At 52.0% G+C, this 14,860-nt stretch carries 16 protein-coding genes; 6 read left to right on the forward strand and 10 right to left on the reverse strand.

Features of this window, described 5'->3' with window-relative positions; genetic code table 11:
• Positions 1 to 89 precede the first annotated feature (89 nt).
• A complete protein-coding gene (locus ACMHXE_RS11130) occupies positions 90 to 1,298 on the reverse strand; it encodes a multidrug effflux MFS transporter (protein WP_101053162.1) in 1,209 nt (402 codons plus the stop codon).
• A gap of 113 nt (positions 1,299 to 1,411) precedes the next feature.
• Here ACMHXE_RS11130 and ACMHXE_RS11135 point away from each other — a divergent pair, with 113 nt between their 5' ends.
• Entirely contained in the window at positions 1,412 to 2,371 is a 960-nt protein-coding gene (locus ACMHXE_RS11135; RefSeq protein ID WP_025888907.1) for a LysR family transcriptional regulator, read from the forward strand.
• Between the two features lie 24 nt (positions 2,372 to 2,395).
• Here ACMHXE_RS11135 and ACMHXE_RS11140 read toward each other — a convergent pair whose 3' ends face one another.
• Positions 2,396 to 4,267 carry a methyl-accepting chemotaxis protein gene (locus ACMHXE_RS11140; RefSeq protein WP_101053164.1) on the reverse strand — a complete coding sequence of 624 codons (1,872 nt, stop codon included), beginning with the start codon at positions 4,265 to 4,267 and terminating at the stop codon, positions 2,396 to 2,398.
• Positions 4,268 to 4,585: 318 nt separating this feature from the next.
• Here ACMHXE_RS11140 and ACMHXE_RS11145 point away from each other — a divergent pair, with 318 nt between their 5' ends.
• Positions 4,586 to 4,885 (forward strand): hypothetical protein, encoded by a 300-nt coding sequence (locus tag ACMHXE_RS11145; RefSeq protein WP_101053166.1) that lies wholly within the window; start codon positions 4,586 to 4,588, stop codon positions 4,883 to 4,885.
• Here the strand turns inward: ACMHXE_RS11145 and ACMHXE_RS11150 are convergent.
• Together ACMHXE_RS11150 and ACMHXE_RS11155 are read right to left on the reverse strand one after the other, a co-directional pair.
• Positions 4,882 to 6,294 (reverse strand): tetratricopeptide repeat protein, encoded by a 1,413-nt coding sequence (locus tag ACMHXE_RS11150; RefSeq protein WP_101053168.1) that lies wholly within the window; start codon positions 6,292 to 6,294, stop codon positions 4,882 to 4,884. The genes ACMHXE_RS11145 and ACMHXE_RS11150 overlap by 4 nt on opposite strands.
• 47 nt (positions 6,295 to 6,341) lie before the next feature.
• On the reverse strand, positions 6,342 to 7,040 hold the full coding sequence (locus tag ACMHXE_RS11155; RefSeq protein WP_101053170.1) for a hypothetical protein: 699 nt from the start codon (positions 7,038 to 7,040) through the stop codon (positions 6,342 to 6,344).
• A gap of 187 nt (positions 7,041 to 7,227) precedes the next feature.
• Here ACMHXE_RS11155 and ACMHXE_RS11160 point away from each other — a divergent pair, with 187 nt between their 5' ends.
• Positions 7,228 to 7,758: a DUF2780 domain-containing protein gene (locus ACMHXE_RS11160; protein WP_101053173.1), complete on the forward strand. Its 531-nt coding sequence runs from the start codon at positions 7,228 to 7,230 to the stop codon at positions 7,756 to 7,758.
• Positions 7,759 to 7,928: 170 nt separating this feature from the next.
• The gene (locus ACMHXE_RS11165) at positions 7,929 to 8,384 is read left to right on the forward strand and encodes a TerB family tellurite resistance protein (protein WP_101053174.1); all 456 of its coding nucleotides are present in this window, start codon (positions 7,929 to 7,931) and stop codon (positions 8,382 to 8,384) included.
• Between the two features lie 34 nt (positions 8,385 to 8,418).
• Here the strand turns inward: ACMHXE_RS11165 and yjeH are convergent, their stop codons facing one another.
• Entirely contained in the window at positions 8,419 to 9,684 is a 1,266-nt protein-coding gene (yjeH, locus tag ACMHXE_RS11170) for an L-methionine/branched-chain amino acid transporter (protein WP_101053177.1), read from the reverse strand.
• A gap of 141 nt (positions 9,685 to 9,825) precedes the next feature.
• Between yjeH and ACMHXE_RS11175 the strand changes: the two genes are divergently transcribed.
• Positions 9,826 to 10,251, forward strand: a complete 426-nt coding sequence (locus tag ACMHXE_RS11175; RefSeq protein WP_028780007.1) for an Lrp/AsnC family transcriptional regulator — start codon at positions 9,826 to 9,828, stop codon at positions 10,249 to 10,251.
• Between the two features lie 194 nt (positions 10,252 to 10,445).
• Here ACMHXE_RS11175 and ACMHXE_RS11180 read toward each other — a convergent pair whose 3' ends face one another.
• The 5 genes from ACMHXE_RS11180 to ACMHXE_RS11200 all read right to left on the reverse strand — a co-directional run bounded on the left by ACMHXE_RS11180 (position 10,446) and on the right by ACMHXE_RS11200 (position 13,394).
• A complete protein-coding gene (locus ACMHXE_RS11180) occupies positions 10,446 to 10,736 on the reverse strand; it encodes a cytochrome c3 family protein (RefSeq protein WP_025010747.1) in 291 nt (96 codons plus the stop codon).
• Between the two features lie 22 nt (positions 10,737 to 10,758).
• Positions 10,759 to 11,700 carry a cytochrome c nitrite reductase subunit NrfD gene (gene nrfD, locus ACMHXE_RS11185; protein ID WP_101053179.1) on the reverse strand — a complete coding sequence of 314 codons (942 nt, stop codon included), beginning with the start codon at positions 11,698 to 11,700 and terminating at the stop codon, positions 10,759 to 10,761.
• A complete protein-coding gene (locus ACMHXE_RS11190) occupies positions 11,697 to 12,380 on the reverse strand; it encodes a 4Fe-4S dicluster domain-containing protein (protein WP_025010745.1) in 684 nt (227 codons plus the stop codon). The genes nrfD and ACMHXE_RS11190 overlap by 4 nt, the downstream gene beginning before the upstream one ends.
• Positions 12,381 to 12,392: 12 nt before the next feature.
• The gene (locus ACMHXE_RS11195; RefSeq protein ID WP_039035724.1) at positions 12,393 to 12,854 is read right to left on the reverse strand and encodes a cytochrome c3 family protein; all 462 of its coding nucleotides are present in this window, start codon (positions 12,852 to 12,854) and stop codon (positions 12,393 to 12,395) included.
• A gap of 75 nt (positions 12,855 to 12,929) precedes the next feature.
• Entirely contained in the window at positions 12,930 to 13,394 is a 465-nt protein-coding gene (locus ACMHXE_RS11200; protein WP_101053181.1) for a hypothetical protein, read from the reverse strand.
• A gap of 642 nt (positions 13,395 to 14,036) precedes the next feature.
• On the opposite strand from ACMHXE_RS11200, the gene ACMHXE_RS11205 reads away from it, so the two are divergent.
• A complete protein-coding gene (locus tag ACMHXE_RS11205; protein WP_224866838.1) occupies positions 14,037 to 14,759 on the forward strand; it encodes a LysR family transcriptional regulator substrate-binding protein in 723 nt (240 codons plus the stop codon).
• Positions 14,760 to 14,860: the final 101 nt, after the last annotated feature.

The raw sequence follows: 14,860 nt of genomic DNA on the forward strand, positions 1-14,860 counted from the left end.
AAGACATTGGTATGAAAATAAAAAATGCCCGCTGCAGCGGTCAACTGCAACGGGCCAAGGGTGAAACCTTAATCTGTTGAAACTAAAGCTCAGTGATGCGCACACTGTTGCTCCTGATGCCAAGCATTAAAACGGCTCTGGGCCATGACCAGCAGCAGCACCATAGACAGGCTGCCCATCACCAAAGTCACGGCAAATGGCGCACCGAGGTCGGTTTGCTGCACCAGACCGGCCAGCAAAGAAGCGCCGCTCATCTGAATGAAACCAAGCAAGGCCGCCGCAGTACCGGCGCGCTCACCGAAGGCCGCCAACGCCATACTGGTTGCCGGACCCAGCAGGAAGGCAAAGCCGACACACAGCAACATCATGGGCAACATAAAGCTCATGGCGGCAGCCATACCTTGCTGAGGACCATAGATCTGCAGTACAGGTTGTATGGCGGCAGAAGCCAGCAACAACCAGAGCGAAAACACAACAGTCGTGCGATTTCCAAGGCGTTTGGTGACCACTGGCGCAGCAAAACAGGCAATAATATTCACCAAGGCGTTAAGGCCAAACAGGCCACTGAATGCCAGTTCTGACATACCCAGATGATCAATCAGCCACACAGGAGCGTAGGACACATAACTCAATATTGAGGCCATACCCGCCATGCAGCAGAAGGCATAAAACAGGAAGTGGCGTTCGGCCAATACAGGCTGATAACGGCCCCAACGGTACAGCGGCCCACTGCTGACGGTATTCTGCGGCCGGGTTTCTGGAAAACGCAGGCTCACCAGCAGCAGGATCACCAAGCCGTAAACAGCCATCAGCCCAAAGGTAGAGCGCCAACCGAAGTGCATCGCCATCACGCCGCCAATCGTTGGTGCCAGTGCGGGGATGACGCAAATCGCACCGTTGAGATAGCTGTAGATGCGGGTACTTTCAGCCGGTGTGTAACAGTCACGCACCGCGCTAAACACCACAATAGAAGTGGAGCAAGCTGCCAACCCCTGCAATACCCTGGCAATCTGTAACCATTCGAACTCCATGGCAACCACAGCCAACAGCGCACTGAGCACATAGAGAGCAATTCCTCCCAATGCCACAGGCCTGCGGCCAAATCTGTCTGCCAAGGGGCCTATGAGGATCTGTCCCACCCCCATGGCGAACAGGAAAAGCACCAGAGTCGACTGGACTTCGCCGGCACTGACGCCATATTCACTGGCCATGGTTGGCAGAGAAGGCAGATAAATATCGATGGCCAGCGGGCTTAGCAGCACCATGGCCATCAGCATAGGCAGGAGTCTTTTTGCCATAGGTTGTCGTTCAATCCTGAGTGAAAACTGAGATGGGGCACATTCTAATGAACTGGTGGTATGAAAAGAAATGATATAATCTCACAACATAATTTCCTCTGAGGAATATCAGGGTGAATCTGGATAACCTGGCCCGTATCGACCTCAACCTGTTGGTCATGTTGCAGGTGCTGCTGGAAGAGCGCAGCGTGACCCGCGCCGCCAATCGGCTGCACCTGAGTCAATCTGCATTGAGCAAGAGTCTCAACCGTCTGCGCGACATGTTGGGCGATCCTCTGTTTCAGCGCACCGCTCACGGTCTCAAACCGACAGCGCACGCCGAACAGTTAGCACAACATCTACCTATCGCCTTACAAAGTTTGCATCAACTGACCCAACCTCCCGTGTTTACCCCGGCCAGCAGCAACCGGCAGTTTTCGCTCACCATGGTAGAAAGCGCCTATGAAACTCTGCTGCCCAGTTTTATCGGTCGCTTGCTCAGCAACGCCCCCAATGTCAGGCTCGACTCCTACGTCTGGACCGAAAAATCCATGCAGGCACTGCAGCAAGGGCAGATAGATTTGGGTATTTCGGGAAGGGATCTGCAGCCCAGCTCCAGCTTTCACTTCAGCCAGTTGCCGGAAGGGATCCTGTATCAAACTCTATTTCAGGATCATCAAGTGTGTCTGGTACGCGAAGGACACCCGGCGCTGCAAGCTCAAAAGAACAAAGTCTGGGATCTGGCGGCCTACCTGGCGCTACCCCATGTACAGGTGCGTTGTGAGGGTAATGATTGGTGGGCGCTGGACTACTTTCTGGCGGATCTCGGTCATCATCGCCGCCTCAGTGCTACAGTGCCCGACTTCTACGGTGCTGCCAGTATTTGCGCTCACAGTGACTTGGTATTTACCCTGCCCTCCAGTTTTGCACTGCACGCCTGCAAGCTTTACTCGCTGCAGCAATTGCCGCTGCCGATAGACTTTATGCCCATGGCTTATGTGTTGCTCTGGCATGAGCGCAATAACGACGACCCCGGCCACCGCTGGATGCGGCAGCTGATAGGTGACAGCATGAGCAGTAAAAAAACCGCCTGAGCAGCGGTCTTGGGTTAAATGTGATTAGAGCACGAAGGTCGCAACCTTGGCATTGAGGTCGGTCGCACGCACCTTGAGCGCCTTGGCGTGCTCTAGGTCGTCCATGGCGGTGGCGGTGATCTCATCGGTAACGTCCTTGATGGCCGTGGTGTTTTGGGTAATCTCTCCCGTTACCTGAGTCTGCTCTTCCGCCGCCGTGGCTATCTGCCCCGCCATATCGGATATCTGCGCCACAGCAATAGCTATCTCTTCCAGCGCCTTGCTGGCCTCTTCGGCATCGCCGACACTGCGACCTGCCATCTGGCGACTGTTTTCCATGGAGGCAACCGCCCTGGCAGTGGTATGCTGCAAAGCCTCTATGGTGTCGTGGATTTCGGAGGCCGATTCCTGAGTACGCTGAGACAGAACCCTCACTTCATCGGCCACCACGGCAAAACCGCGCCCTTGTTCACCGGCACGGGCAGCCTCGATGGCGGCGTTCAACGCCAACAGATTGGTCTGTTCGGCCACCCCTTGAATTGCGGTGAGAATACCGCTGATAGCCTGGGCATGACGATTGAGCTCATTGATCACTTCGGTGGTTTGGCCGACTTCCTCGGCCAATGAATGTATCGAGTTTCGGGTCTGCAGTACCAAACTCTTACCCTGCTGCGAGCTGCAGGAAGATTGCTGCGCTGCAGTAGCGGTCAACTCGGCGTTGGCAGCAATCTCCTGGGTGGCACTGGCCATTTCAGTAACTGCGGTCGCCACCATGGTCACTTCCTGCTGCTGCCTTTGCAGCTCAGCAACCGAGCTCTGGGTGGTGTTCAACCCCCGCTCAGCATCCAGATCCAGTTCGGCCGCCAACTGACGTATATGGCTTATCAGCTGATGCTGGGCCGAGACAAAGCGGTTGAAGTTGTCGGCCAGCTCGGCCACTTCATCATTGCTGTCGACCGTGATCCTTTGGGTCAGATCGCCATTGCCGTCGGCAATCCGTGCCAGCGCCTGGGATACCCGCCCAAGGGGAGCCAACAAGAGTCCGAGAAACCAAGAGATAGCCGCCGTACTCACCAGCAGCACAAGCGCCGCCAAACCAACCTGGGTCCAAAGCAATTTGCCGAGCGGTGCTTCAAGTGTCGCCTTGTCCAGCAGCAGCAAGAGCTGCCAGTCGGTATCCGGAATAGCCGTTGCCCAAACAAGTTTGTTCCGACCATCGGCATCAAAATACAGGGATTGCAACTGCGCCGTTTTTTGAATATTGGCCAAAATGCCCGCACCGAGATCATCATCAATTTCGGCAACCGGACGCATCGCCTTGCTGCCATCCTTATAAGCGATTACGGTACCGTCGTTATGCATCATGATGGCAAAACCAGCAGCCGGGATCGCCATGCTGTTAACCTCAGCCACCAGAGTATCAATTGCCAAGTCGCCACCTATCACCCCTTTGGCGGTTGGCTGCGCCAAAGAGATCACCTGAATACCATAGCCGCTGTCGATATAGGGTTTGGTGATAATGGCCCGGCCTTTAGCCATGGCGTCCTGATACCAGGGACGACTGCGGGGATCGTAATGACTGTTGTCCACATTGGGGTCGGCATCCTGCATTTTGCCATCATTGCCACCGAAGTAGACAGACTCCAACTTGCCGGCTGCACGGGCCTGCTGCAGTGCAGGTACAAAGTCATCACTTATGTATTCCTGCAAGGATGAAACCACGTTGGTGCGAATCGCCAACCACTCGGTGACCCGCTGAGCCTGCATCTCACCAATACGCATTAACTCTTGCTGACTGGCTTGCAGCAATTGTGTTTTCTGAGTGCTGTAGCTTTGCCAGGAAAGCAGCACCACGATCAGAGTCAATGCCAGTGCCACACACACCAGCAACTTGTGTTTCAATGAGCGGAGTTTCATCTTCAGCGGGGTCCGATATTTGAGAAAAGGCAACAGCCATAGGCGCGGTACGATTTGGTCGAAATGATTACATATTCTGTCGCTGCAGTTGAGAGTTAGTTCACAATCATTTGAAAAACCAGCCTAAGCTGCAACAAAAAACACTTTTCAAGTATTAAATCACAGTTGATGAATAAATATTTATTCGGGGAACTCCTACCTCTTAACGCTTTCTTAATAAAGCGGTATTAAACATGATAAATAATGAAGTAGATTTAGACCTGACCTGAGCCAAGCACGGGGTCATACTTGGACCCAAGCAAGTCCGGAGGAAGAAACATGTATCGACAGTTTGTGCAGAATCTGCCACTCAACCCCAGAACCTTGACGGGAGCATTGCTGAGTCTCTGCGCTTTTAGCCTGGCCCTCTTGCTTATGCCCCTGGTATTGATATTGGCAGCAACCACACTCCTGTGTCTGAGCCTGTTTGGCCGCAACTACTTAAAGCGTCAATTGGCTAGTATCCAGCAGTGCCGCCACAAAGGCAGACAAAGAGATCTCTATGACTTGGATCCCAACCTGTGCCGGGATTCTGGATTGGGTTCAAGAGGTCGAATCCTAGAACACGAACCGGACTAATCGGCGAGTAGTTCCTGCGCCCGTTTCAGGGCACGCCGCTCATCCGCAGACTGGCTCAGTTGCAATACGCTCTCCACCTGTTGTTGCAGTGACTGCCACAAGGGGCCTATCACCTCCAGTTCACGCTCATCGGCACGCTCTCGCGCCAGTCGCAACCAGGCAACAGCCTCCACTACATCTATGCGTCCAAGGCAACCATCGGTCAGGGCTATCGCCAATTCAATCATGGCGGTCACACTGTGACCATAGCGAATAACCTGCCTTAAGTAACTCTCCGCCTGAGACAGATCCGAACCAAATGCAGCATCATCGTTAAGCATATGCTGCGCCCGCGCCAACATAGCATCCAGTTGCCCCTGCTCTGCCGCTTCAGCCAACCATTGTTCACTGGCCCCAGGGTCGGCTTCACAGCCTTCGCCACGGGCCAACATCAGGGCTAGGTGGTATTGAGCGTGGGGATCTCCGGCTCTGGCCGCCCGGGTGATGTGTTCAAAAGCTTGTTGCAGCTCGCCGCGTTGATAGCAGAGCACCCCGAGATTGGCCATAGCCTCAGATTGTTCGTTGGCGGCAGCAGCACTGAGGAAACGCTCTGCCTCGGTTTCATCTTTAGCCAGCTCACCGCTACCTACCAGATAAAAGTAACCCAGGAGTGCCATGGCATCGGTCACGCCGGCCTCGGCGGCTTGGCTAATCGCCTGCTGCCCGGCGGCGATATCAACGTCGCCGCGATAGCCATGAATTAGGGCGACTCCGTGCTCAAACAGTGCCTTGGGTTCGTTTGCTGCCGCCTCGGCAAACCAGTGTGCTGCCTTGGCCAACATGCGCGCCGAATCGCCGGCAAGCGGCTCGTCAGCCTTATCTTGCAGGGCCTGCTCCTGGCCCCGAGCAATCAGAGCACGATTCTTGAGCGCCATCCCCAACAGATATTGCGCCTCGGCATCATCTTTCATTACGGCCCGATAGCAGAGCTCACGTCCGGCCTGTAAATCAAAGTCATCGAAACGGTATTCAGGAGCTTCCCGGCCCTTTAGCCTGGGATAGGCCAGTTCCATCAGTTTCAGCAGATCGCCGATGGCTTTTTTGGCCAGCGCCAGCAACTGAGTTTCGGTAAGGTGAAACTTTTCCGGATGGGCACCGCGGTTGCCATCGGCTCGCAGCCTATGCAGCGCCCGGGTGATACGCACATCTATCAGCCGCAGGCGATTGAGCTGTTCGATACGATCATAAAGGTTAGGGCTATCAAAAGTGAGCTCGGCGGACTCGGCCAACAGCCCAGTCAATTTGTGAGCAAAACTGCGAACATGCAGCAACGCCTGGGTTGGCACATCCTGCACATAACGCTTGGCAGTCCGGTACTCCCGGGCCAAGTCTTCTGACACACTGGCAATAAAGGCAACATCATCCAGCACAGTCTAACCTCACAGGGCCGCAGGAGCGGCCGGCAGAGAGTTGATGATTAGCCCTTGCGGGCAACGCGATAGAGGCGGAATAAGGCCACATTGACGAACAAACCAATGAAAGCCACCAAGGTATCCACCACCAACTGCAGTGGCATACCACCTGCCTGCCCCAGTTGCGACAGCACACTCCCTATAATAAGCAGCGGAAAGTAGCTCAAAAGCACCAAGATTGTCTTGCCGGTGAGACCGCTACTGAACTCAAAACTGGCCTTAATCGCCTGTAGCGGGGTCAGACGCTCGACCACCACCATAAAGTTAACAAAAGCCAGGCGGGCAAACAGATACAGACTAATCCCCATCCCCAGGATCCATACCGGCCCAATGGCTGCCAGGATCATGGTCGGTGCAGCAATCGCCATGCCGGAGAACACCCCGGCCAACATCAACCCCGGCACAAATGCCAGACTGGACTTTAATACCTGGCCCGTACTGGGCTGCATTCCTTCGGTACGCAGTTCCATAAATAGTGTCAAGGCCGCAATAAGCACAGAGAAGATCACCATCAAGGCGATCACAGCCAGCATATGAGGGGTACCGAATTGTGGGTTTTCAGGATCGGCACTTTGCAACTCGGTACCGAGCCACATTTGAATACCCACCTGCAGTAGCAGCAAGGGAACGGTCAGCATTGCCAGCTGAACGATATGATTACGGAAGAAGTTATAAGCTTCGGTCAGGATGGCAGACAGAGACATGCAGCTTTCCCAAAAAGGTTGTAATTAAAGGATCAAGATAGACGCCAAGGATACCCAAATTCCCACGCCAATGCACAAATGAAATACAGCAAAACGACCGCCTGTCACGCAAAAGCCGTGCATCAACGCCTGAGATAAGACTAGAATATGGCCCCAGAAGACCTTTTATATGCACAGGAAAGCAGAAATGAAAGCTTATATCACAGCAGCCGTAATCATGGGCTCACTGTTGGCGACACCAGCGCAGGCCGGTTGGTTCGACAAACTCACCAACAACACCCAGACCCAAAACGATACGGCTACCAATAACCAGACCACCACTCAAAACAGTGAACTGGTTGGCACCGTGATGTCACAGCTGGGTCTGACTCAAACCCAGGCCGAAGGTGGCCTTGGCAGTCTACTAGGACTGGCCAAGACCTCATTGGGGCAAGAATCTTTCTCCCCTATTGCCGACAGCATTCCCGGTATTGATGGCTTGCTGGCCGCGGCGCCCAAACTGGATGGCAACTCAGGGATGACGGGCCTGCTGTCCAAAGCCGGAGACCTGGGTAACTCTCTACAGGGCAGCGCCATGGTCTATGATGCCTTTGCCAAGCTGGGAATTTCCAAAGAGCTGGCAGCACCCATGATAGATATAGTCAAAAACTACCTGCAAAGCAGCGGCGGTGAAGGCACAGCCGATCTATTGACTAAAGGATTGGGCTCACTGCTGTAAAGCAGCCCGTACTATCAGTGGGAACCTGCAGCCACTGATAACGTCTAAAAAGTGTGGCCACTCGGTTTAAGCGCGCATCGGCAGGGCCGGATTTTATCCGGCTCCAAACCGCAAACCACGTGGCCCGACACGTTTAGAACCTATACTGAACCAACTGACAAGAGAAGCCTATGATCGCCAAGCTCAAGCAGTTTTTGAATGCCCACCAACAAAGTCAGTCCCCGCAGGAACAACAGAAACAACTGGAACTGGCAGCCGCCAGCATGTTGTTGGAAGTGGTTTATGCCGATGAGGAGATGTCCGGCACCGAATCCCAGCTGTTACCCGAACTCCTTGAACAAACGCTGGGTATCGCCACCGAAGCAGCGGCCGAGCTGATAATTGAGGCGAAACAAAGCCGTCACGATGCCACTTCACTGTTTGAGTTCACCTCAGCCATCAATGATAGCTTTACCCTTGATCAGAAGCAGCAGCTGATCCTGGCGATGTGGCGTGTGGCCTATGCCGACGGCGAACTGTGCCGCTACGAAGACCAGATCATTCGCCGCTGTGCCGACCTGCTGTATCTCAAACACTCTGAGCTGATCCAGCTGCGCAACCAAGCCATGACTGGCGGCACAAACTGAGCCCGTCCTATATTGCATGCTTTATTGCACGCTTTTATTGCATAGGGATCACCGGCGGCAATTGGCGTTTCTGCCACTGCTGCTGCAACGTTAGCAATACGGCCAGCACACACAGCAACCCCAGGGCGTAGGCCATGGCGCTGCCGAGTGCAAACGCCAACAAGACACAAAGCGCGCAGCTTAGCAGTACCAAAGGCAGGTAGCGTTTGCTCAGCAAGCGAATGGCAGCCAGCATGGACAAAAGATAGATCACCACAAATACCCCGTTGCTCCAGGCAATCAGCTGCTCGAGTTGTTGGCCTGAAATATAGGTCAGCACTATCACCAGCCCCATCACCCCCAGCACGGCCGACAAAGCCCTGACCGGTACCTGATAACTGTTACGCTCACGGAACCAGGCCGGCAATATTCCCTCGGTACTGAAGCTCCAAAGCAGCCGCGATACACTGGCGGCATAGACGTTCACTGCCGCCAGACCACTGGCAATACCCAGCACTCCTATCACCTGAGCACCGTATCCGCCGAGCAAGGTATCGAATGCGCCTATCATGGCGACCTTGGTATCCACTTCCACCAGCAATAACAGCAAGGTACAGACCAGATAAACCGCACCGACCAAAATCACCCCTATCACCATAGCGGGAATCAAGTCCCGATCCGGGCGCCGAAAATCGTTGGCCAAGTGAGTCATGGCCTCCACGCCGAGGAAACTCCAGAAGGCAATGCCTATCGCCAGCATCACACCGTCATAGTCAGGAGTGGAATGAGCGGTCAAAGACACCAGCTCACCTGCCTTGGCACCACCGGCGCCGAACATCATCACCACCACGGCAACAATCCCCAGTGTCAGGGCAAATTGCGCCTTGGCCGACACTTGAATGCCCCTGAGATTGAGTAGCCAAAGCCCGAGCAGAACCAAGAGTTCACAGCCCACCTGCACCCAACCGGACACGGGAACCAAGGCGTTAACGAATTGGAAAGTCATCAAAATGGCGGCGGGCGCGCCGATAGGCACAGCCATCAAAAAGCTCAGGCCTATGGTGCGGCCCAGGGTACGGCCAAAGGCTCGTTCGACAAAATAAGCGGGGCCAGCAGCGTGAGGGAAACGGCTGGCCAAACGGGCAAACACCAAGGTCACCGGAATAATGGCTAGGGTCAACAGAGCCCAAGCCAGCAAGGCGCCACTACCGGCTTTGGCGACTGTCATCTGTGGCAAAATAAACACCCCGGTACCCAACAATGTGGTGGCCATTAAGCCAGCACCCTGCCAGCGTCCGATAGTTCCTGTAACTTGATTCATCTGCTAAATTATCAGTATCTTGAATGGCGCCAGTATAGTCGTTCTCCGGCAGAATTTCTGTCATTCGTTTCCGTCAAATACGGCTTTTAAGCCGACGAAATGACGGCAAATCAGCAAAAAACACACAAAACGTCAGGTAGCATGGATAAGTTCGATAAAGCAATCATTAATGCGCTTAAAAAAAACGCCCGCCGGAGCATTTCAGATGTGGCAGCCGAAGTGTCACTGTCCCGCAGCGCCGTCTCGGACAGGATCAAGAAGCTCGAGCAAAATGGGGTGATCCGTGGTTACCAATTGCTGCTCAGCGAATCCCAAAAAGAAGCTGTGAGTGCCTACTTTGAAATTCAACACAAATGCCCCCGCTGCAGCGATGTGGTGCATGTATTTCATGCCATTCCGGAAGTCGTGACCTGCCATGGTATCTCCGGCGACATGGATCTGCTGGTGTTTGTCAAAACGCCATCCATGCGACGACTACATGAGATCCGCGAGTATATCGATACTCATACCGAGATAGTGAAGATTAAAACCCATGTGGTGATGAGCGAGTGGATTAATAATCAGTGAGCTAAAACCAAGAAAAGCCACCCGCGTGCTCAATAGGTGGCGAGTCCCGTGGAGGATCGGGAAATGCGTCAAAAGCGCAATAACAAAGTGGCTTCCTGCCCAATCACTTCCTTGTCTGCAACGTAATAACGTTGCTTCAGGATGCGGCGGTGCTTGTTCTTGACTGCAAAGCCGCCGCATTCCTTAACCTCTTATTAGTGGCAGTCTTTGCAACCCGCTGCCGGGTCTTTTTCTTCGTGAGCTGTGTGACAGTCAGTACAGCTGAGCACGCCATCATGTTTCTTGTGTGCCTCACCTTCGAGCGACTTCATATCACCGTGACAGGAAGCACATTGCTCGTTTTCAAAGGCATAATCGGCGGAAGGCGAACCATCTTTATGGCAGGCTTCGCAGCCGGACATTTCCGTGTGAGAATCAGCTATTGGGGCTGCCAGCAGTGAACCGGAGAAACCCAGAGCCATCATCAGAAGCATTTTTTTCAACATCACATTTTCCTTTTTATGGGGGTTAAGCAATCGTCATTTGTCCTGTGTACAGGATGAAGTGGCGCAGCAAAATGACCCCCAACAGACTCAGGGTTGCTGTCGCTGCCACATAAGACCATTTACGCTTGGCCGTGGCGGTCATAAACAGATTCATGGCTAATGGGATAGAGAGACCACAACCCAGGATACCGAGCCAGAACACCCAACCCCAGAAACCTTCCCCTATGGCATTGAAGGCCGCAACCTTGCTTTGTCCACCGGTAAGCACCAGCCCGACAAAGAAGGTGAAGATCACCGCAATTTCCACCAGGATCAGTGGGATCTCTATCTTGTGAATAAAGTGCACTTCTTTGCCATCGGGGTTACCCTTGAGCAGCACACCACCGAGCAGAGACGCCGCCGCACCGGAAGATAGACCGGAGATCAGGAACAGCAGCGGTAATACCGGATTCTTCAGCATGGGGTAACCGGGCAGAGCCGACAGCAGGAAGCCGGTATAAGCCCCCAGCGCCAGAGACAAGATCACCAATAAACCTGTTAAACTGGGTTCATGTTTGGCCAAAAATCCGGTCACTTTGAGCACCACGGGGAAGCGCTGCTCACACCAGTCATCTATCGGTTGACGGAACACCATGGCAATCCAGGCGAACATAAACACCATATAGACCATGAGGATCATCACCCCGATGGACATCACCGAAGTGGGGTTATAGAACACCAAAATCTTCCAGAAATGGAACGGCTTGGTCAGGTCAATGACCAAGATCCCCAAACCCGCCATCACAGTAAGTGGGGCGACCAAACAAGCGGCCTGGACAAAGCCGGAACGCCAGGCATCCTGTTTCAGGCAACGGTTTTTCAGCAATACGGCAAAGAACATGGCGCCCGCCGATACCCCGGCGAAGAACAGATAAAACGCAATGGGCCAGTGCCAAACCAAAGTATCAAAATGAAAAGGACTCATAGCTTAATCTCCCCCTGTTTGGCCACAATCTTGAACAGCTTGGGCCGGGTGCCGAGATCAACCTTGGATCTCTGGGTTGGGTTGGCCCGAATCATCTGCACCACTTCTGAACTCGGATCTTTCAGGTTACCGAATACCAAAGCCTTGGTTGGGCAGGCTTCTACACAGGCCGGCTGTTTGCCCTGCTTGAGTTGAGTCTCACGGCAGAAATCACATTTGTCGGCCGCTTTGGTAACCGGGTTAATAAAGCGCACCTGATAGGGGCAAGCCGCAATACAGTACTGGCAACCAACACACTTCCAGGCATCCACAGTCACAATGCCGGTTTTCTTGTCTTTAAACGCCGCACCGGTTGGGCAAACGTTGACGCAAGGCGCGTCTTCACAGTGCTGACAAGACTTACGGCTAAAGTGGTAAAACTGGTTCGGGTATTCACCATATGGGCCAGTGCGAATAATCTCCAACCGGGAAACCCCTTCAGGTACCTGGTTCACTTCCCGGCAGGCATCACTACAGGCATTACAGCCAATACACTTGGTTTCATCATGGAGCAGGGCATAGTTGATGCCAGAGTCATGATCGGCGCTGGCAACCGCCTCATTGCCACTCAATGGATAGAGAGAGGCACCGGCCATCAGGGCACAGCCCCCTTTTAAAAAACGTCTTCTGGAATTTTCCATTACTCTTACCCCTTAGTTGACCGTATGACAGTCACGGCACAGCTTGCTGTGCTGTGTGCCAGTTGCTTGCTTCATTGGATCGTCCAACGGGTGCAGCTTGTGGCAGGCGGCGCAGCTCAACTTGTCGGCGTGAACATTGTGGGTCCACTCTTTCTCAGCCAATTTCTGTGGCTGGTGACACTTGAGACAAGTGGCATTCTGGGTTGCAGGAGCAATCCCTTCCTGAGGAGTAAAAACTCTTAAATCATTAGGTTTTCTTGGATGTTTTCCTTTTTCCCCATGACAGGTGCTGCAACTCATATTGAGCTGATCCTGACCATGGTGTCCCTGCATTAAGCCATTGCGTTTGTGACACTTCACACAGGGATCACTGTTGATTTTCAACGCGGTCTCGGCATATGCAATGCCGCTTACCCCCAACAAACAGGTCATAGAGGCCGCGCCTAATATTGCACGCCATCGAATACTGGACATCTCGGGTCCTCACTTTCAATTGGATATAACAGGGACTAAAGGGTAGCGGTCTAAACCGCCACCCGTTATTGCAGCCTAAGCCGTCAACATCTGCTCAAGGTGCTGTGCATCCAGAGGATTAGAGCGTTTCATATCGATGAGGCGAACGTTGAGCTTTTCGAGTAGGCTCTTTGAGTTGGCGCTTTCAGCATCACTGAAATCTGAAATTACCATTTTTATTTCTGAAGAATTCTGATCTATCAATACATAGTCCAGGCGCGAGTGACTCGCGGTCGCATGTGGGTCAATATCAACCACTGAGTCCAACGCCACATTGCTACAAACTTCGTATCGACCATTGGTTAAAGACTTCAGAGATTTAAAAAAGTCTAAACTCTGCTTGTCAAAGAACCGATTTTTGAGCTTTATCTCTTCGGCGTTTTTTTCGTCTGACTTAAAGAACTTGATACAAGTCATTACAAATACCACCAGCACGAATGGCACTGCAATAAAAAGCACGAAATAGATAAAGGCATAACTTAGAATAACTGAAGTATCCATATAATAACCCTCCAAACATCATTTTTAGTTTTAATACGCTTAATTGCGCAGTTGAATTATTACTATCTACAGCAATATGAATTTTGATCACCATCAAATAACCGTTGAGGAAAAGACTGAAAGTTCAAAACATAAGACATTGACTACATTACCATTTTGCAGAAAACATACTGCTAAAAATTAGAAATAGCATTTAGACAATGCGATATTTGAAAATGCACTATTTCACTATTTGAAATATACAGAGTTAATGAGAATCTCTCTCACAAACCTCCTTGAATCAGTCAAAAAAACAGCATTTAGTGATCTAGAATACAGAATCGGAAATAGCTTCGAATAAAATTATTCTTTCTGAAAAAACAGGTTAATATAGATGTCGGATGTACCACTAAAGGAGTATTGCAGATGAACCATATTGACTTTGAAAAACTGGATATTTTAAGTCTTTCCATTCTTGTTAGCTTATACGAGAACAAATCTGCAACACACGTTTCAAAACTTTTAAACGTACCCGCACCTAAAATAAGCCGTTGTTTAAAAACAGCCAGATCTATTTTTGGTAACGAACTATTTTTAAGAAAGAAATATGGCCTTATTCCCAATGAATTTGCGGCCAAGGTTTACCCTATTGCAAAAGAAATAGTGAACTGTGCCAAGGGCTTCAATCAGCTTGGCAATCCAGCATTTGCAGGCAACAAAAACTTTGAGCTGGTCACCCCTGGGCTTATCTCTTACGCCTACCCCAAGGCGTTGATGCAGGCCATTAAACAACAGAACAAGCAGTTGCATATCAATTTGAACTCCTGGGGCTGCAACTCATTGCAAGGGATAATAGACGGCAACATCAGTGCAGGACTCTGCAGTTGCCATTACCCTCAAGAGTTGCAAGCTATCGGCAGCAAATTACAGATAGAAGCCCTGAGAAAACTGGATAGCCTCTACCTTATCTGCAACAAAAATCATCCGCTGCTCTCCCGTGAGCTAACCCTGGAAACCATTGCCGAATATCCCTATATCAATACGGATCTGGGCCTTGGGCCCAACAGTCTTAGCCCATTTGAAGACTACTGCCGGATCAACAATCTGGATCTGAATGTTGAGATGACTATCACCGGGATCTCATCTCTGAGTGCCTATCTCGAAGCCTCACAGGCGGTGGCCTTGGTGCCCTATAAGGCGGTATTCGATCTATTGGGCGAAGAGCCCCTGTTACACCTTTGCAAGCTGTCGGAAATGGAAACCACCCGGCTGTTCAATGTCACTGAGCCACTGACACTGACACTGCTTAGCCCCAGCGGCCAACAAGACCCGGATCTGGAATGGATTCGTTCACAGTTGCGTTTGGTGAGCGGGACCTTGCTGTAGACTTGTGATAACAATCTAAACAGGATCTCAGCCTGCTCTTTACGACTTGAAGTATACAGACAGATTTGCCCAAGAGTTCATACAATAGCGTTGCCAAAAGC

Source organism: Shewanella sp. BJSY2023SW007 (assembly GCF_047314525.1).
Taxonomy (GTDB): domain Bacteria; phylum Pseudomonadota; class Gammaproteobacteria; order Enterobacterales; family Shewanellaceae; genus Shewanella; species Shewanella chilikensis.